Source organism: Massilia putida, from assembly GCF_001941825.1.
GTDB classification, from domain to species: Bacteria; Pseudomonadota; Gammaproteobacteria; order Burkholderiales; family Burkholderiaceae_D; genus Telluria; species Telluria putida.
Genome location: NZ_CP019038.1, coordinates 2,627,165 through 2,645,305, shown reverse-complemented (window position 1 = coordinate 2,645,305; position 18,141 = coordinate 2,627,165). Strand labels below are relative to the sequence as shown.

General features: G+C 65.8%; 18 protein-coding genes. 14 read left to right on the top strand and 4 right to left on the bottom strand.

Annotated features, from left to right (window positions below):
- Positions 1-66: 66 nt before the first annotated feature.
- The 9 genes from flhB (at position 67) to BVG12_RS13990 (ending at position 9,178) form a co-directional block, all read left to right on the top strand.
- Entirely contained in the window at positions 67-1,248 is a 1,182-nt protein-coding gene (gene flhB, locus BVG12_RS14025; protein WP_075792927.1) for a flagellar biosynthesis protein FlhB, read from the top strand.
- Positions 1,249-1,369: 121 nt separating this feature from the next.
- Positions 1,370-3,496: a flagellar biosynthesis protein FlhA gene (gene flhA, locus BVG12_RS14020; RefSeq protein ID WP_075792926.1), complete on the top strand. Its 2,127-nt coding sequence runs from the start codon at positions 1,370-1,372 to the stop codon at positions 3,494-3,496.
- Positions 3,497-3,644: 148 nt separating this feature from the next.
- Complete coding sequence (locus BVG12_RS34040) at positions 3,645-3,881, top strand: hypothetical protein (protein WP_156895633.1); 237 nt, start codon at positions 3,645-3,647, stop codon at positions 3,879-3,881.
- Positions 3,882-4,093: 212 nt separating this feature from the next.
- Positions 4,094-5,569 carry a flagellar biosynthesis GTPase FlhF gene (flhF, locus tag BVG12_RS14015; protein WP_075792925.1) on the top strand — a complete coding sequence of 492 codons (1,476 nt, stop codon included), beginning with the start codon at positions 4,094-4,096 and terminating at the stop codon, positions 5,567-5,569.
- Complete coding sequence (locus BVG12_RS14010) at positions 5,562-6,458, top strand: MinD/ParA family ATP-binding protein (protein WP_075796363.1); 897 nt, start codon at positions 5,562-5,564, stop codon at positions 6,456-6,458. Before flhF ends, BVG12_RS14010 begins: the two co-directional genes overlap by 8 nt.
- Before the next feature lie 30 nt (positions 6,459-6,488).
- Positions 6,489-7,208 carry an RNA polymerase sigma factor FliA gene (locus tag BVG12_RS14005; RefSeq protein WP_075792924.1) on the top strand — a complete coding sequence of 240 codons (720 nt, stop codon included), beginning with the start codon at positions 6,489-6,491 and terminating at the stop codon, positions 7,206-7,208.
- Positions 7,199-7,942 (top strand): flagellar motor protein, encoded by a 744-nt coding sequence (locus tag BVG12_RS14000; protein ID WP_075792923.1) that lies wholly within the window; start codon positions 7,199-7,201, stop codon positions 7,940-7,942. The genes BVG12_RS14005 and BVG12_RS14000 overlap by 10 nt, the downstream gene beginning before the upstream one ends.
- Before the next feature lie 13 nt (positions 7,943-7,955).
- The gene (gene motD, locus BVG12_RS13995; protein ID WP_075792922.1) at positions 7,956-8,690 is read left to right on the top strand and encodes a flagellar motor protein MotD; all 735 of its coding nucleotides are present in this window, start codon (positions 7,956-7,958) and stop codon (positions 8,688-8,690) included.
- Between the two features lie 86 nt (positions 8,691-8,776).
- On the top strand, positions 8,777-9,178 hold the full coding sequence (locus BVG12_RS13990) for a hypothetical protein (RefSeq protein WP_075792921.1): 402 nt from the start codon (positions 8,777-8,779) through the stop codon (positions 9,176-9,178).
- Here the strand turns inward: BVG12_RS13990 and BVG12_RS13985 are convergent.
- On the bottom strand, positions 9,175-10,260 hold the full coding sequence (locus BVG12_RS13985; RefSeq protein WP_075792920.1) for a M35 family metallo-endopeptidase: 1,086 nt from the start codon (positions 10,258-10,260) through the stop codon (positions 9,175-9,177). The genes BVG12_RS13990 and BVG12_RS13985 overlap by 4 nt on opposite strands.
- A 320-nt stretch (positions 10,261-10,580) precedes the next feature.
- Between BVG12_RS13985 and BVG12_RS13980 the strand changes: the two genes are divergently transcribed.
- Positions 10,581-13,037: a putative bifunctional diguanylate cyclase/phosphodiesterase gene (locus tag BVG12_RS13980; RefSeq protein WP_075792919.1), complete on the top strand. Its 2,457-nt coding sequence runs from the start codon at positions 10,581-10,583 to the stop codon at positions 13,035-13,037.
- A gap of 7 nt (positions 13,038-13,044) precedes the next feature.
- On the opposite strand, the gene BVG12_RS13975 is transcribed toward BVG12_RS13980, so the two are convergent.
- From BVG12_RS13975 to flgA, 3 genes are all read right to left on the bottom strand, one after another.
- Positions 13,045-13,515, bottom strand: a complete 471-nt coding sequence (locus tag BVG12_RS13975; RefSeq protein WP_075792918.1) for a flagella synthesis protein FlgN — start codon at positions 13,513-13,515, stop codon at positions 13,045-13,047.
- Between the two features lie 7 nt (positions 13,516-13,522).
- On the bottom strand, positions 13,523-13,825 hold the full coding sequence (flgM, locus tag BVG12_RS13970) for a flagellar biosynthesis anti-sigma factor FlgM (RefSeq protein WP_075792917.1): 303 nt from the start codon (positions 13,823-13,825) through the stop codon (positions 13,523-13,525).
- Positions 13,826-13,986: 161 nt separating this feature from the next.
- On the bottom strand, positions 13,987-14,685 hold the full coding sequence (flgA, locus tag BVG12_RS13965) for a flagellar basal body P-ring formation chaperone FlgA (protein WP_075792916.1): 699 nt from the start codon (positions 14,683-14,685) through the stop codon (positions 13,987-13,989).
- 171 nt (positions 14,686-14,856) lie between these two features.
- Here flgA and flgB point away from each other — a divergent pair, with 171 nt between their 5' ends.
- Genes flgB through BVG12_RS13945 form a run of 4 tightly spaced genes read left to right on the top strand, consistent with a single transcriptional unit; the run spans position 14,857 to position 18,000 of the window.
- Positions 14,857-15,285 (top strand): flagellar basal body rod protein FlgB, encoded by a 429-nt coding sequence (flgB, locus tag BVG12_RS13960; RefSeq protein ID WP_075792915.1) that lies wholly within the window; start codon positions 14,857-14,859, stop codon positions 15,283-15,285.
- Positions 15,286-15,287: 2 nt separating this feature from the next.
- Positions 15,288-15,686 (top strand): flagellar basal body rod protein FlgC, encoded by a 399-nt coding sequence (flgC, locus tag BVG12_RS13955; RefSeq protein ID WP_036233823.1) that lies wholly within the window; start codon positions 15,288-15,290, stop codon positions 15,684-15,686.
- Between the two features lie 30 nt (positions 15,687-15,716).
- A complete protein-coding gene (locus tag BVG12_RS13950; RefSeq protein ID WP_075792914.1) occupies positions 15,717-16,424 on the top strand; it encodes a flagellar hook assembly protein FlgD in 708 nt (235 codons plus the stop codon).
- A gap of 49 nt (positions 16,425-16,473) precedes the next feature.
- Positions 16,474-18,000 carry a flagellar hook protein FlgE gene (locus BVG12_RS13945; protein ID WP_075792913.1) on the top strand — a complete coding sequence of 509 codons (1,527 nt, stop codon included), beginning with the start codon at positions 16,474-16,476 and terminating at the stop codon, positions 17,998-18,000.
- The last annotated feature ends 141 nt before the right edge of the window (positions 18,001-18,141 follow it).

The following is an 18,141-nucleotide window of genomic DNA, read 5'->3' as shown; positions in this document are numbered from 1 at the left end:
CCTTCTTCTTCTCTAGCTCTTGGGCAACGTCTGGAATAATGCCAGCCTGAACCAACGGAGCACAGCATGGCAGAAGACAGCGACGCAGAACGGACCGAACCAGCGTCAGAGAAACGGCTGAGGCAAGCGCGCGAAGACGGCGACATTCCCCGTTCGCGCGAAGTGGCCACGTTCACCGTGCTGATGACGGCCGGCGCCGGCCTGTGGATGATGGGCGGTGGTATCGTCAACAAGCTGTCGGCCATGCTGGAGCGCGGGCTGTCGCTCGATCGCGAACAGATTTACAACCCCAACGCCCTCATCGAACGCATCGGCGCGGACATTGGCGGCGTGCTGCTGGCCTGCCTGCCGCTGGCGGGCGCCGTCATGCTGATGATGCTGGCGTCGCCCATGCTGATCGGCGGCTGGAACTTCAGCGCCCAGGCGTTTATGCCCAATTTCGGCAAGCTCAATCCGATGCGCGGGCTGGGCAATATGGTGTCGACCAATGCGCTCGTGGAATTGCTCAAGGCCGTCGCGAAAACGCTTCTCGTTGGCGCCGTCGCGTGGTTCGTCGTCATGAGCCAGAAGGATGCCGTGATCGGCCTCGTCATCGAACCGTTCGGCACGGCCGCGCCGCACCTGGGCAGCCTGCTCGCCAAGGCTTTTCTGACGATGGTCGGCGCGTTGGGCGCCATCGCCATCCTGGACGGTCCGTACCAGATGTGGCATTACGCCGACAAGCTCAAGATGACGCGCCAGGAAGTCATCCAGGAATCGAAGGAATCGGACGGCAACCCGCAGATCAAGGGCAAGATCCGCCAGATGCAGCGCCAGATGGCGCAGAAACGCATGATGGCCAACGTGCCGACCGCCGACGTCGTCGTGACCAACCCGACCCACTTCGCCGTCGCGCTCAAGTATGGGGAAGGGCAGCGGGGCGCGCCGCGCGTCGTGGCCAAGGGTACCGACGAGGTCGCGGCGCGGATCCGCGAGATCGCCAAGGAAAACAAGGTCCCCTTGCTGGAAGCCCCGGCACTGGCCCGTGCGCTGTACAAGCACACCGACATCGACGACGAGATCCCGGAAGCGCTGTACTCGGCCGTCGCCGAAGTGCTGGCCTATGTCTACCAGCTGCGTGCGTACAGCAAGGGTACCCTCGACCAGTATCCGGACCGTCCGAGCAAGCTGCCGGTCCCGCCCGAGATGGACCCGTTCAACCCCGCTTCGCAGAAGCCCGGCGCACCGGGCGGCCGCAAGCCGCATTGACCCAGGACCGGCGCAATCGGCCGCCTTCCTGCCGAATTGCGCCGGTTTTTCCCGTCTCCTTCCTGCCTAGTTTCCGTCAGGCATCAGCAATAATGTCGTATCCCTGAATGACGGAGCTTCAATGAACGGTTTCAAACTGCCTCCCTGGCTGCAAAAGATCGGTTCCCGCGGCAACGCGCTGGCCGCGCCGATCCTGATCATCCTGCTGCTGGCAATGATGATCCTGCCGTTGCCGGCGTTTGCACTGGACCTGTTCTTCAGCTTTAACATCGCGATGTCCGTGATCGTGCTGCTGACCGCGCTGTACACGGTCAAGCCGCTCGACTTCATGGCGTTTCCGGCCGTGCTGCTGGTGACGACGATGCTGCGCCTGTCGCTGAACGTGGCCTCGACCCGCGTCGTGCTGACCGAGGGTCATACGGGCGGCGCCGCGGCGGGCAAGGTGATCGAAGCGTTCGGTCACTTCCTGATCGGCGGCAACTACACGGTCGGTCTGGTCGTCTTCATCATCCTTACCATCATCAACTTCACCGTCGTCACCAAGGGCGCGGGCCGTATCGCCGAGGTGGGCGCACGCTTCGCCCTGGACGCGATGCCCGGCAAGCAGATGGCGATCGACGCCGACCTGAATGCCGGCCTGATCGGCGAACAGGACGCCAAGCTCCGCCGTTCCGAAGTGGCGCAGGAAGCCGAGTTCTACGGCGCAATGGACGGTGCGTCGAAATACGTGCGCGGCGATGCCGTGGCCGGCATCCTGGTGACCGTCATCAACGTCGTCGGCGGCCTGATTGTGGGTATGGTCCAGCACGATATGGGGTTTGCCGACGCCATCAAGAATTACACGCTGCTGGCCATCGGCGACGGCCTCGTCGCGCAGATCCCGTCGCTGATCATCTCGATCGCGGCCGGTATGGTCGTCTCGCGCGTGGCCAGCGACAAGGACGTGGGCGCGCAGGTCGTCGGCCAGTTGTTCGCGAAACCGGAAGTCATGTACATCACGGGCGGCATCATCGGCGGCATGGGCTTGATCCCGGGCATGCCGAACCTCGTGTTCCTGCTGCTGGGCAGCACGCTGTTCGGCGGCGGGTATCTGCTGGAAAAGCGCCGCAAGAATATGCCGTCGGAACAAGCACAAGGCGCGGGCGGCGCGGGACCGGCCGGCACGCCGGGCGGTGCCGCGGCCGCGGCCACCACGCCGGCCGAGCAGGAAGAGGCGAGCTGGCAGGACGTCCTGCCGGTCGATACCCTCGGCCTGGAAGTGGGCTACCGCCTGATCCCGCTCGTCGACAAGGGCCAGAACGGCGAACTGCTGAAGCGCATCAAGGGTATCCGCAAGAAGTTTGCTCAGGAAGTCGGCTTCCTGGCGCCGCCCGTGCACATCCGCGACAACCTGGAGCTGAAACCGTCGGCTTATCGCATCACGCTCAAGGGTGTCGAAGTGGGCAGCGGCGAGGCGATGAACGGCCAGTTTCTGGCGATTAATCCGGGCATGGCCACCGGCACGCTGCCGGGCCTCGTGACGACGGATCCGGCGTTCGGACTGCCGGCCATCTGGATCGACGCCGCCCTGAAGGACGACGCGCAGAGCATGGGCTATACCGTCGTCGACGCCGGCACCGTCATCGCCACGCACCTGAATCACCTGATCACGACGCACGCATCGGAACTGCTGGGCCGGATGGAGGTGCAGGCGCTGCTCGACCACCTGGCGAAAGATGCGCCGAAGCTGGTCGAGGATCTGGTGCCGAAGGTCGTGTCGCTGTCGACGCTGCAGAAAGTGTTGCAGAACCTGCTGCAGGAAGGCGTGCACATCCGCGACATGCGCACGATCATCGAGACCCTGTCCGAGCACGGCGGCAGCACGCAGGATCCGAACGACCTGACGTCGCTGGTGCGCGTCGCGCTGGGCCGCGCCATCGTGCAGCAGTTGTTCCCGGGCACGAACGAACTGTCCGTGATGACCCTGGACAATCGCCTCGAACGGTTGCTCGTGCAGGCATTGAACGCGGGCGGCGACGGCACCGGCATTGAGCCCGGCTTGGCCGACACCATCGTCCAGCAGGCCGCCAACGCGGCGCAGCAGCAGGAAGCGATGGGCCTGACGCCGGTGCTGCTGGTGCCGGGGCCGTTGCGCACGCTGTTGTCGCGTTTCCTGCGGCGGGCGTTGCCTCAGTTGAAAGTGCTGTCGCATTCCGAGATTCCGGAATCGAAGACCATTCGCGTAACGAGCTTGGTGGGCGCGGCTTGATCCGGCGCATGGATCAGCCACGAACCGCGTGGTAGTTTTGCTCAACATACAGATATTTTTTTGTTTTATGTCGAGTTGGTACGTTACTTAACGTTTTTTTACATGGCGGAGTGCTACGATTTGATTCCATACGTTACGGGGGGAATCGTTGATTCAATTCAATTTTGGCCGTGGTAACGGTTGTGTCAAACCCGAACATTCTTCCCGTTCAGTGGCGCCGATCTATTCGCGTGAGGCATTCCGTGCCATTCTGGCCCGCCAGCCGGAATGGAAAATACGCGCTGCACTGGAAGAGGGCAACATTCCTTGTTCCAACGTCGAGCACGCCATAGAGTGGCTTGAAGAGCAAGAGCGCGCCCAGCAATATCGACGCAGCTGGAGCTGACCTCCGTACCCGGACCAGCCGCCAGGCTGGTCTTTGTTGAAACTCCCTCCCAGCACTGTTCCTGAGCCTGCCTTGAAGAAATAGGGCTCTTTCCCCCGCCTGTTCCCCCAATCGTTTCCCACCGGCATCGTCAATAATTCTCCCCGTGAATGGGCCATTGTGCCCACGTGACGGACAGCGAACTACCAAGCCAGGAAGAGCGGAGAACAACGATGAACGTGAAGAAATTTACAGCGGCGACTTCCCGCGAGGCCCTGCGCAAAGTGCGCGAGGCGTTGGGACCGGACGCGGTCATCCTGTCGAACCGTCCCGTGGATGGCGTGGTCGAGATCCTCGCATTGGACAATGAAGACGTCGCGTCGCTGGCTGCGCCGGCGCTGGAAACGGAGATGGCGGCGCCGCGTCCGAACCTGAATATGCAGGAACCGTCGTTCGACGACCTGGAGCCGGCACCGGCACCGCGCCCGGCCGCTCGCCCCGCGCGCACTTTCCAGGAAGCGCCGCAGGCCCGTCCGTTCCAGGAAGCGCCGGCGCCGCGCCAGCCGCTGAATTCGTCGCTTAATTCCTTGTATGACCTGGACGAGCCGGCCGCACAAGCCGTGCCGCCGACGTACGCCAACCGCCGCGCGCCGCAAGCGGCGGAGGCGCCGGCGTTCGACATGGCCGCGATGACGGCGATGATGTCGGCCGCGATCGCCCAGGCAAAAGAATCCGCCGCCGCCGAAATGCACGGCATGATGAATGAGATCCGCGCCATGCGCGGCATGATGGAAACCCAGCTGGCCGAGCTGTCGTGGGGCAGCACCCAGCAGCGCGAGCCGCAGAAGGCCACCGTGCTGCGCGAGATGCTGGCCGCCGGCTTCTCGGCGAGCCTGTCGCGCTACCTGGTCGACAAGCTGCCGGCCGGTAAGGATGCCGCCGAGTCGCTGCGCTGGGTCAAGACTGTCCTGTCGCGCAACATCACGACGATGGCCGACGAGGACGCCATCCTCGACCGCGGCGGCGTATTCGCGCTGGTCGGCCCGACCGGCGTCGGCAAGACGACGACCACCGCCAAGCTGGCCGCCCGCTGCGTGATGCGCCACGGTCCGGAAAAGCTGGCGCTGATCACGACGGATGCCTATCGTATCGGCGGCCACGAGCAGCTGCGCATCTACGGCAAGATCCTCGGCGTGATGGTGCACTCGGTGAAGGACGAGGCCGACCTGCGCATCGCCCTGAAGGAACTGCGCAACAAGCACACGGTGCTGATCGACACCATCGGCATGTCGCAGCGCGACCAGATGGTGACGGAGCAGGTCGCCATGCTGACGGAGTCCGGCGCCGACGTGAAGCGCCTGCTGTGCCTGAACGCGACGTCGACCAACGAGACGCTGAACGAAGTCGTGCGCGCCTACCAGGGCACCGGCCTGGCCGGCTGCATCATGACCAAGCTGGACGAGGCCGTCTCGATCGGCAACGTGCTGGATGTGCTCGTGCGCCAGAAGCTGAACCTGTATTACATCTCCACCGGCCAGCGCGTGCCGGAAGACCTGCACCTGGCCGACCGCGCGATGCTCGTCGACCGCGCCTTCCGCGCCAAGCGCGACGCCGCCGCCCAGATCGCGGATGCCGACCTGCCGCTGATGATGTCGGGCCTCGGCAACCTGAACAACGACCGTTCGCTGCGCGAGGTGTATGTTGGCTAGTTTCGACTTCGACCAGGCGGAGGGCCTGCGCCGGATGCTGGCGGGCCCCAAGCCCCGCATCGTGACGTTCCTCTCCGCCACCCCGCAGGACGACAAGGGCGCCATGCTCGTCAACCTGGGCGCCTCGCTGGCCCAGTCCGGCAATGACGTGATGATCGTCGACGCCTGCACGCGCGAGTATGGCGTGGCCCAGCGCCTCGGCGTCGACCGCGGCCCGAGCCTGCTGCAGGTGGCGCGCCAGGAATGCGCGCTGAATCAGGTGATCCATCCGGTGCCGCAGGGCTTTTCGGTGGTAAAGATGGCGCATAAAAACATCGTTCCCGCACAGGCGGGGACCCAAGTGTCTTCGAACAGCCGGGTACGCCAGCAAGATTGGGCTCCCCCCTTCGCGGGAGCGACGGGAGGCGCGGCGGACGAGATGCGGCGCCTCGCCAAAACCTTCGACGTCCTCGTCCAGCAATCGTCCGGCAGCATCGTCATGGTCGACGGCGAATTTTCGGAAGACGGTACGTTCCCGGTGCCGATCATGGACTCGTCCGAGATCGTCGTGCAGGTCTCGACGAGCGCCGCGTCGATCACGAACGCGTATGCGCTGATCAAGCGGCTGTCGCAGCATCTCGGCCGCCGTCCGTTCGGTATTCTTGTGACGGGCGCTACCGAAGCCGAGGCGAAGGTGGTATACGATAATATGTCATCTGCGGCAACTCGTTACCTGGCAGTAACGTTGAGCTCCATGGGCTCCGTGCCGGCGGACGAGTACCTGCACCGTGCCGCGCGCCTCGGGCGCGCCGTGGTCGACGCATTCCCGCTGGCCGGCGCATCGGTGGCGTTCCGCCGCCTGGCCGGGCGCTTCGCGCGCAACGGGATGCAGCAGGGACGGGCCGCTTGAAGCGGCGAAGAATAATTAATTACTGGAACCATGTACACGGTCAAAGGGAAAGCGGACAAGAACTCTTTGCTGACGGAGCACATGCCGTTGGTGAAGCGTCTCGCCCACCAGATGAAGGCCAAGCTCCCGCCGTCCGTCGAAGTCGATGACCTGATACAGGCTGGCATGATGGGCCTCCTCGACGCGATCAACCGCTACGAGGAAAACCACGGCGCGCAGTTCGAGACCTATGCGGTGCTGCGCATCCGCGGCGCCATGCTGGACGAGCTGCGCAGCAGCGACTGGATGCCGCGCTCCACGCGCGCCAATATGCGCAAGGTCGAGCAGGCCATGGCCTCGCTGCAGCAGCAACTGGGCCGTCCGCCGAGCGAATCCGAGGTGGCGAAGTCGCTCAAGCTGTCCCTGGCCGACTATCAGGATCTGCTGGGCGATTCCGGCGGCCACCAGCTCGTCTACTACGAGGACTTCCACGACGAAGACGGCAACGACAGCTTCCTCGACCGCTATGCCGTGGACGACGATGATCCGCTGAAGAGCCTGCTCGACACGGACTTCCGCCAGACCGTCATCGACGCCATCGACGCGCTGCCGCCGCGCGAGAAGATGTTGATGGGCCTGTACTACGAAGAAGAACTCAACCTCAAGGAAATCGGCGCCGTGATGGGTGTGTCGGAATCGCGCGTCTCGCAGCTGCACACGCAGGCCGTGGCGCGCCTGCGGACCTATCTGCGGGAGCGTTCGTGGACCTGACCAGCCTGCTCGGTCTCGCACTGGCGCTGGCCGGAATCGTCGTCGGGCACACGCTCGACGGCGGCAAGTTTTCCTCGCTGATCCAGCCGGCCGCCTTCGCCATCGTGGTCGTCGGCACGTTCGGCGCCGTGCTGCTGCAGACGAAGTCGCGCGCCTTCGTGCGCGGCGTGCGCATGCTGCGCTGGGTGTTCGTCACGCCGCCCGACCGCCGCCAGGCGCTGGCCCGCGAAATCCACCTGTGGAGCCTGTCGGCGCGACGCGACGGGCTCCTGTCGCTGGAACAGTACATGGCGAAGGCCGATCCGTTCATCCAGAAGGGGCTGCGCCTCGTCGTCGACGGCATCCAGCCCGACAAGCTGCGCAGCTTGTTGGATACGGAAATCAACAACTACGAATTCCGCGAGCGCCAGGCCGCGCGCATCTGGGAATCCGCGGCCGGCTATGCGCCGACGGTGGGCATCCTGGGCGCCGTGCTGGGCCTGATCCACGTGATGGAAAACCTGTCGGACCCCTCGCGCCTGGGCGCCGGCATCGCCGTCGCGTTCGTGTCGACCGTGTACGGCGTCGGCCTCGCGAACCTGTTCTTTTACCCGGTCGGCAACAAGATCAAGGGCATCGTCGCCGAGCGCGTGGCCGAGTACGAGATCCTGACCGACGTCTTCCACGACATCGCTACCGGCGACTACACGCGCGTGATCGAAGAGCGCGTGGCGTGCCTGCTGGCGCAGCACTGACGCCCCGACATCCATGGCGCGCCGCAGACCGTACGAACAGGACACCGAGAACCACGAGCGCTGGCTGATTTCCTACGCCGACTTCATCACCTTGCTGTTCGCGTTCTTCGTCGTGATGTACGCGGTGTCCGTAGTCAATATCGGCAAGTACACGGTGTTGTCGGAATCGCTGGGCGACGCCTTCGGCGGCCGTGGCGCGTCGAACCGGTCGAATACGATGGTCGAGGTGGACGCGCTGCCGCTGTCGAACATCCTGGCGCACAAACGGGCGGAAGCGGCCAAACGCGACCGCGAACGCCTCGACCTGCTGGCGAAAAAGCTCGACAGCATCCTGAAACCCCTCGTCAACAGCGGCAAGGTGCGCGTCACGCGGACCGCGCGCGGCGTCACGCTGGAGATCAATGCCAGCGTGTTGTTCGACGAAGGCGACGCCGGCCTGACACCGACCGCCCGGGAAACCCTGCGTACCGTGGCCGACCTGCTCAAGGACGATACGCACGGCATCGAAGTGGAAGGTTTTACGGACAATACGCCGATCGGCAACCCGGCGTTCGCATCGAACTGGGAATTGTCGGCCGTGCGCGCCACCACCGTCGTGCGCCTGTTCGCGGCGAGCGGCGTGGCCGAGGAACGCCTGGCGGCCGTCGGGCGCGGGGCGAACCGGCCGATCGCATCGAACGATGATCCGGTCGGGCGGGCGCGCAACCGGCGGGTGGCCGTCACGATCCTGTCCGGTACCGCCACGTAGGACGGCATCAAACACCCACCCTACCGCGTTGTGCGGGTTACAATCGTTCCGGCCCGACAGCAATGTCGAACGAACAAGGAGGCGGGATGAATTTGCATGCAAGCCTGAGCGTCGATGCGAGGCATGACAAGGTATGGATCACCTTCCGGGCGGAGAACCGCGGCGAGCGCCGGGTCTGGCTGCCGCAGGCGCTGGCTGCCGATGTCCGGCCCGCCGGCCGCCTGTTCGACGTGCGCGCGCATCCGGGTGGGGCGCCTATCGCCTACGTCGGCGCCAACGCCGCGCGCGGCGCGTCCGACTGGTTCGAGCTGCCGCCGCATTCCGCCCATGCGCACACCATCGACATCACGGCCGACTATGCCTTCCGTCCCGGCGACCATACCTATGAATTGCGCTTCTCGGGCCTGGCGCTGGCCGACATCCACCATCCGGAAGCCACGACGCCGTTCGTCACCGAACCCGTGATGTTCCGCCACATCACGCCTTAATCGGGCCGCACGTTCCGGTACGGGTTGTTCTCGCCGAAGTATTCGTGCGAATCGGCATTGTCGATCGCACGGTCGGGATCGCTGCCCGCCAGCGCGGCCGCCGCGGCCTGTCCATAGACCCAGTCGTCGGTCCCGGCCACGACGGTGAAATGGCTCATCTCGTGCAGCAGCGTCCCGCCTTTCGAATCCGTGCCCGTCAGGGGCGCCGTCCAGAACGCCTTGCAGACGTGGATCGTGTACGGCTCGTTCGGATAGACGTAGGCATACCACGACCGGGTGCACGCGCAGTCGACCGTGATCGGCCGGGTGGCGAAGGCCTCGCGGAGCGCGGCAAAGTGGCGGGCGACGGTCGTCGCCCGTGCATTGTCCACCGGGCCGAACCAGCCGGTGTAACGCGTTGCCAGCGCCTGGCCCTGCAGGTAGGCGTCGGCATCCTGCGCCATCGCCAGGCCGGCCTGCACCGCGCCGGCGATGCTTTCCTGCTGCGCGTTCGAGCAGTGCGCGTAGGCGAGGCCGCCGCCGGCAGGGCGCGCTTCAGGAGACGGTTCCGGCATCCCGCGCGGCAGGCGTCCGGCGATCCAGACGGCGGCTGGCTGCGGCGCTTCGGCCAGGCCTTGCGGTCGCGCCGAATCCGGCCGGCCAACCACCTGCAGATGGTCGGCGCGGTAGCGCACGCTGTAGGCGCCCGTGATGTCCATGCGGTACAGGGCCGACAGTTCGACGCGCGCGCTGCGCGCCGCCCCGGGTCCGAGCGCGATGACATCGGCGCGGTCCGGCGCTCCGGGCGTAGGTGCGGCGCGCTTGGCCCGGATGCCCAGGTAGGTGACGGGCAGGCCGTCGCGGGTCACGTCGAACAGCGGCGCCTGCACGCCCGCGAACGGTGTCTGCCACGTCGGCACGTAAAGCGTCGCGTGCGACGTGTTGCGGAGCGTCACCGTCACGACGACGTCGTCGCTGCGCGTCAGGTTTTGCCGGGCCGGCGTCACGTCGACGACGATGCCGCCTGGCGCCGCCGCCCGGGCGTCTCCGCTCAGCAGCAGGGCGGCGAGCATGCCACCGGTCCAGCGCGCGTTACCGTTCATTGTGCCTCCCGATACGGTGCAAATCGCCTTTGTAACGCGGCTTCCAGATGTTTGTATTGCTGCATCGCAACATTTATCGTTGCGGTACTCGGTTGCGTGCATGCAATTTGATGCATTTGCGCAACATTCATGATCTTGAGAGAAGATATTGCTCGATCAACATTTGATAACTTGCTATCATTTATTGATTCTCTGGACATAAAAATTTCTTCAGAGAATTTCTTTCATCCAGGCTCGTGCGGCTTTGCCCACGGCGCCATTCGCCTCAATCACATGACTATCGAGCACGACACGACCGGCGCCGCCGCAGGCAGGGCCGCATGAGGCCGCGCAGGATTTCGTCCGCGGTACGGCTGTCCATCCTGACGGCGCTGCTGGCCGCATTCATGGCCTGGCTCGCGCTCGGCCACGCGGCGCTGTTGCCGTGGGACCCGCGCTGGTACCTGACGGCGCACACCGCCATGGAAGTGGTCTCGGTGGTCGTCGCGATGCTCGTGTTTGCCACGGGCTGGCACGGCATCGGCCGCGACATGCCGATCCGCGTGGCCCTGCTGTCGCCGGCCGCGCTGGTGGTCGCGCTGCTCGACATCGGCCACTTGATGTCCGTGCAAGGCATGCCCGGCTTGGCGGGACCGGGCTCGGCCGGGCGCGGCATCGAATTCTGGCTGCTGGCGCGGGTCGTCAGCGCGGGCGCGCTGCTCGTCGCCGCGTTTGCCCCGCGCGAGCGGATCGTCGGCCGGCGCGTGCGCGGCTGGGCGCTGGCGGCGGCGCTGGGCATGGTCGTGCTTGGCTATTGGCTGGCGTTGGCCGATCCGGTGGCGCTGCCCCCGACCTATGTGCCGGGGCGGGGCCTGACGCCGTTCAAGATCGGTGTCGAAGTCGTGCTGATCGCGATGAATGGCGTGGCCGCGCTGTTCCTGCTGCGGCGCGCGCTGGTCACCCGCCTGCGCACCGACCGCTACCTGGCCGCGGCGGCGGCGGTGATAGCGCTGGGCGGCGTCAGCTTCACGCTGTACGCGCGGCCGGATGACGTGATGTGCATGGTCGGCCACGTGTACAAAGTGATCGCCTACCTGTGCCTGCACCGCGCGATCTGGGTGGCCGCCGTGCAGGCGCCGTATCTGCGCCTGCAGCGTTCGGAACGTTCGCTGGCCGAGAGCGAGGCCAGCTTCCGCAGCCTGATGGAATGCGCGCCGGACGCCATCCTGCTGGTTGGCGCGGAAGGGCGCATCACGATGATGAACGCGCGCGCGGAAAACCTGTTCGGCGTCGCGCGCGAGACGGCCGCCGGCCTGCCGCTGGACGTGCTGGTGCCGCCCGGCGCCGGCGACGCCGAACTGGAATGCCGCCGCGTGTACGGCACCGCGTTCCCGGCCGAGGTGCGCCGCGCCGGCATGCCGAGCGGCCAGCAAGTCGCCATCGTGCGCGACCTGTCCGAGCGGCGCCGGCTCGAACGCGCCCTCGTCGAACAGCTCACGCACGACGCGCTAACCGGCCTGCCGAACCGCGCCCGCATCCTCGAAACCCTGGACGAAGCGATCGCCGGCGCGTGCCAGGGCGGCCATACGCTGGCCGTGCTCGTGTTCGACCTGAACGAATTCCGCAAGATCAACAGCGGCTACGGCTATGGCGGCGGCGACGACGTGCTGCGCGAATGCGTCGTTCGGCTGTCGAGTCTGCTGCATCCGGGCGACATGCTGGCGCGCCAGGGCGGCAATGAATTCATCGTCGTGCAAAAGCAATCCGGCCAGGACGCGGCGGCGGCGCTGGCCGGCCGCCTGCTGGACGCCATGCGCGAGCCGTTCGCGATCGGCGGGGAGCGCGTGTTCCTGGCCGCCAGCGTCGGCATCGCGCTGCTGCCGGATGGCGCCTGCGGCGCGCCCGAACTGTTGCAGATGGCCCAGGTGGCGATGGCCGCTGCGCGCGCCGAGGGCCCGGCGCGCCACTGCTTCCACTCGGATGCGATGGCGCAGGCGATCCGCGAACGCGTCGACCTGGAAGGGCTGCTGCGCCATGCCATCGAGCGCAACCAGTTCGCTTTGCAATACCAGCCGCGCGTCGACCTGGCGAGCGGCGCCGTGCGCGACGTGGAAGCGCTCGTGCGTTGGCGTCATCCGGTATTGGGCCTCGTGCCGCCGGCGCGTTTCATTCCACTCGCGGAGGAGACCGGCCTGATCGACGACCTGGACATGTGGGGGCTGGACGAAGCCTGCACGCGCGCGGCCGCGTGGCGCGCGCAGGGATTGCCGCCGCTGCGCGTTTCCGTGAACCTGTCGGCGCGCCAGTTCCAGCAGGCCGGCCTGGCGCAGCGGGTGCAAGCGGCGCTGGAACGGAGCAGCCTGCCGCCGGCTTGCCTGGAGATCGAGATCACGGAAAGCACGGTGATGCGCGACACGGCCGAAGCGGCGAGCGTGCTGCGTTCGCTGAAGGCGCTCGGCGTGGCGCTGTCGATCGACGATTTCGGCACCGGCTATTCGTCGCTCAGTTATCTAAAACGTTTCCCGATCGACGTGCTGAAGATCGACCGTTCTTTCGTGAGCGACGTGACGGCCGACACGAACGATGCCGCGATCGCGCGCGCCATCATCGCGCTGGCGCATACGCTGAACCTGGAAGCGGTGGCGGAAGGTGTCGAGACGGCCGAGCAGGTGGCCTTCCTGCGCGAGAACGGGTGCGACGAAATCCAGGGCTATTACTTCAGCCCGCCGGTGTGGCCGGAGCAGATCGAGCGGATGTTGACCGGAGAACGTATGCCCGACGTCACCGTCGCGTCGTAAGAGCGGATCAGCCGACCGCGAACCGCCGCGACGGCCCCGCCGACACGGTCTGGCCGCCCGGCCCGTAGACGCCGGCCGCATTGCCGGCGGGACCGCGCAATTCGTTCAGCGCGGCCTGGGCCTGGCTCAGCTGGCGGTTGACGAGCATGCCGTTCACGCGGTTGAGCTCCTTGGCTTGGCGGGTCAGTTCCAGCAGGCGGTTCCACTCGGCGCGCAGGGCGTCGTTGCCGCCCACGGCCAGCCACGGCTCCATCCCGGCTTCGCCTGCGGCAAAGCCGGCGGCGGCGAGGGCCTTGTGGCGTACGCGCGACAAGGTCGACGCGCGCTGCGCCAGTTGCAGCTTGTTGGGGGTGATGGTCGAGAGGCCATCCGCATCCGCACTGATCAGGAGCTGTTGCTCCGTTTTCATCAGTTCCACGATGGAACCGATCACTTGCTGTTCTTCGCGCAGGGTTGCGCCAGGGGATGCAATGGCCATGGGTTATCTACTGTTTGCGGGAATGCAGCAGGTCGCGCACCGTGTCCAACAGGCCGTCCGCCACTTTCTCCGAATTCACTTGAAAATGGCCATCCGCGATGGCCGCCTTGATGCGTTCAACCTTCTTGCTGTCGAACACTTGATTGGTGCCGCCGGCCGCGAGCGCCTGGCCTTGCGAGGACAGGCGTACGGTGTCGGTCGCCGCAGGCGAGACCGTTTTTGCGGCGGCCGCGTCGCTGCTCTTCGCAGTCGTGGCCGAATTGTTGGCCTGCACGCCTGCGTTGCTTTTGAGTGTATCGTTGATTTTCACAGCATCATCCTTCTCAGGTCGGAGCAGAAAGCCCGGGATCTGCCTTCAGTAACGGCCTTGTTGCCGAAAACTTTAGGGGACATCAAACAAAGTGCGGGCGCTTGCCCCACTTTTCAAAGTCCCTGCGAACGATCCGTGATGACAGTGTCCCCTTTGCTGCCTTAAAACGCCACCTCGACCATGCCGCCGGTCCGCGCCGTGCCGCTGATGACGGTGCCGGACGGGGTGCGCACCTGCACGATCTGCCCGTCGCCGGCGTTGCCGATGGCCTTGCCTTCGGTCGATACTGAAAATCCATTGCCGTTCGAAACCAAGCGTACGGCCTGGCCTTGTTGCACGACGGGCTTGCTGCGCAGCGTGTCGAGGCGCAGCGGCGTGCCGGCCGCCAGCGACACGGTCGGCGTGCGACCGATCGCCTGCGCCATGTCCGTGATGATGCCGTTCGGCATGGTGGCGATGTCGCCTTTCACCAATACGAGCTGGCTTTGCTCGATCGCCTGGCCCTGGGCCAGCGGCAGTGCCGCGGCGACATATTCAGCCTGCACGTTCACTTGCGCCTGCACGAAGATCGTCCAGTTCGACGGCGCCGTGCAGCGCACGCCCACCGTCGTCTTGCCCCAGGCACGCGCGCCCGGCTGCAGGAACGCTTCCGGCGCCGGGCAGGCGGCGAGGGCGGTGCGCGCGTCGATCGCGCCCACCTTCACCGTCACGGTGCCGGGCAGGCCGGCCGTCTGGGTCTGCAGGAATTGCTCGACGACGGTGCGCAGGGTGTTGACGTTCTGGCGGCCGACGGGTGTCGTCTGCGCGGATGCCAGCGAGGCGGCGCCGATGAGCAGGGCGGTGAGGAGCTTGCGTTTCATGTTGTGAACGTGTGCGGGTTTTTGCGACGCTGCCATCTTAGGTCCGGCGCGCCGCCGTCGAATCGCCGAATAGCCGGGTTTTGGGTCTCTTTATTGCCCGATTGGAAGACTCGACAGGTCCGTATGATCCATGCTGTCCACCACCAGATACCTGGAAAAAACGGAGCCACCATGATCGGCAAACTCGACGAGTACCTGCGTTTCAATGAAACCGCGCTCAGCCTGCGCTCGCAGCGCCAGGAATTGCTCGCGTCGAATATCGCCAACGCGGACACGCCGAATTTCAAGGCGCGCGACATCGATTTTTCCAGCGCCCTGCAAGGTGCGCTGGCGCGTGCGACGAACTCGGCGCCGCTGGCGACGACGTCCGCCGCGCATTATCCGAGCGCCAAGGCTGCGGCCGACGGCAAGACGCTGGCGGACGGTGCCACGCCCGTGCTGTACCGCACGGTGAGGCAGGGCGCCGTCGACGGCAACACGGTGGACATGGATACGGAACGCACCCAGTTCGCCGACAACGCGCTGCGCTACGAAGCCGGCATCACGATGATCAACCAGCAGATCCGCAACATGCTCGCGGCCATCCAGGGAGGCCAGTAATCATGTCCTTATTTAATGTCTTCAACGTGGCCGGCTCGGCCATGAGCGCCCAGGCCCAGCGCCTGAACACGACGGCCAGCAACCTCGCCAACGCCGACAGCGCGACGAGCGCCACGGGCGAGGCCTACCGCGCCAAGCAGGTCGTGTTCGAGGCCGTCCCGATGGACAGCGGCACGGGCGTCAAGGTGCGTGAGGTGGTCGAGGACGCGTCGCCCTTGAAGCAGGTGTACGACCCCAAGAATCCGCTCGCCGACGACAAGGGTTATGTCTCGATGCCCAACGTGAACGTGGTCGACGAGATGGTCAACATGCTGTCGGCCTCGCGCTCGTACCAGACGAACGTCGAGACCATGAACGCGGCCAAGACCATGCTGCTCAAGACGCTGACCCTCGGCCAGTAACCAGATTAACCCTCACACCGACACGCTCCCATGGCGACCGTAACCGACACCACCAGCACGCCCATCACCGACCTGATGTCGACGATGAACGCGAAGAAGACGACCAACAAGGACAGCGTCTCCGCGGACACCGACAAGTTCATGACGCTGCTGGTGACCCAGCTGCAGAACCAGGATCCGCTGAACCCGATGGACAACGCCCAGATGACGAGCCAGCTCGCGCAGCTGCAGACCGTGACGGGCGTGAACAAGCTGAACACGACCCTGGAATCGCTGCAGTCCAGCTACAAGACGTCGGAAGCCATGCAGGCGACGAACCTGATCGGCCGCGGCGTGCTCGTGAACGGCAACAGCGTCACCCTGGCGAGCAGCAAGGGCGTGCTGGGCGTGAACCTGGCCAGCGATGCCGACAACGTCAAGGTCGTCATCAGCGACGCGAAGGGCAACGAGGTCGAGACGATGGATCTGGGTGCGCAAAAGGCCGGCGTCGTGCCGCTCGCCTGGGACGGCGTGCCCGATGCGACCAAACTGGACAGCAGCGGCAAGCCCATCACCCTGGCGGACGGAAATTACACCTTCAAGGTCGTAGCGACGCGCGGCGGCGCCGCCCTGACCGACGCCACCGGCCTGTCGCTCGACAGCGTCGCGAGCGTCACCACCAACAATGCCGATGGCGTCAAGCTGAACCTGTCCAACAAGGGCGCGCTCACGCTGGCCGACATCAAGCAAGTCCTGTAAGCGCCGCTTACGCAACGACAACGCATCGAACGAACAACAGGAGCACAACATGTCCTTCCAACAAGGCCTCAGCGGTTTGAACAGCGCGGCGAAATCGCTGGACGTCATCGGCAACAACATCGCCAACTCGAGCACCGTGGGCTTCAAGGGCTCGACCACGGAATTCGCCGACGTCTACGCGCGCTCGCTGAACGGCGCCGGCGCGACCCAGGCCGGGATCGGCGTGAGCGTTGCGTCCATCGCCCAGCAGTTCACCCAGGGTAATATCGAGACGACGGCCAACCCGCTCGACATCGCCATCAACGGCGGCGGCTTCTTCCGCACCGAGATCGGCGGCGCCGTCCAGTACACCCGCAACGGCCAGTTCTCGCTGGACAAGAACGGTTACGTCGTGACGCCGCAGGGCGCCAACGTGACGGGCTATGGCGTCGCCGCGAACGGCCAGATCCTGGCCAGCACGCCGACCCCGTTGAAGATCAGCACGGTCGACATGAAGCCGGTGGCCACCACCAAGGTCGACACGTCGATCAACCTCGACTCGCGCGAGAAGGCGCCGACCAACTTCCCGTTCAACGCCAACGACGCGACCACGTACAACAAGCAGGTCCCGGTCAGCGTGTACGACACCCTGGGCAACGAGCACACGATGTCGATGTACTACGTGAAGACCGGTTCGGGCACCTGGGACGTGTACGCCGGCGCCGACGGCACCGAGATCACCAACGTCAACGTGGCCAAGGCCGGCTCGAGCGACCCGACGGCGGTGGCCGCCCGCAGCGCCTGGACCGCCGCCACGAAGGCATCGCCGCAAGATCCGGCCGCCATCGCCACGGCCCTGTCCAACTATGCCGCCGCCGTATCGGCCGCCGTCAGCGGCGCCGCCGGCACGGCCGGCGCCACCGCGGCCACCGTCACCGCCATCCAGACCGCCGCCACCGGTGCAGGCAACACGGTCGGCGCGACGCCGGACCAGGTCGACCAGGCCGTCTCCGCCGCCGTGTCCGTGCCGTCGATCCCGATCGGCACCCTGAAATTCGACTCGAACGGCGCGCTGTCGGCTGCCCTGATGTCGCCGCAGACCCTGCCGCTGAACGTGTCGTTCCCGGTGTACCCGGCCACGGGCGCCAAGGAAACCCTGTCGATCAAGCTCGGCTTCAACGGCAGCACGCAGTACGGCGCCGACACGAGCGAAAAACTGACCACGCAGGACGGCTACACGGCCGGCCACCTGCAGCGCTTCTCGGCCGGCGCCGACGGCACGCTGCTGGGCCAGTACAGCAACGGCCAGACCAAACCGCTGGGCCAGATCGTCCTCGCCAACTTCACGAACTCGGGCGGCCTGGAGCCGATCGGCAACAACTCCTGGGTCGAAACGTCGGCCTCGGGCACGCCACTGCTGGGCACGGCAGGCACGGGCAGCTTCGGCGTGCTGCAGTCGTCCGCGACGGAAAGCTCGAACGTCGACCTGACGGCCGAGCTGGTCAACATGATCACGGCCCAGCGCGTCTACCAGGCCAACGCCCAGACCATCAAGACGCAGGACTCGGTGCTGCAGACCCTGGTGAACCTGCGTTAATGACTGAACTGTCATTCCCGCGCAAACGGGAATCCATGCCGAGGTACCGGAGCCGTATGGTTGGAGTCGTCGCGACGGGTTCGGAAGTCACGATGTTCGATGCTCGGCATGGGTTCCCGCCTTCGCGGGAGCGACGTGCGA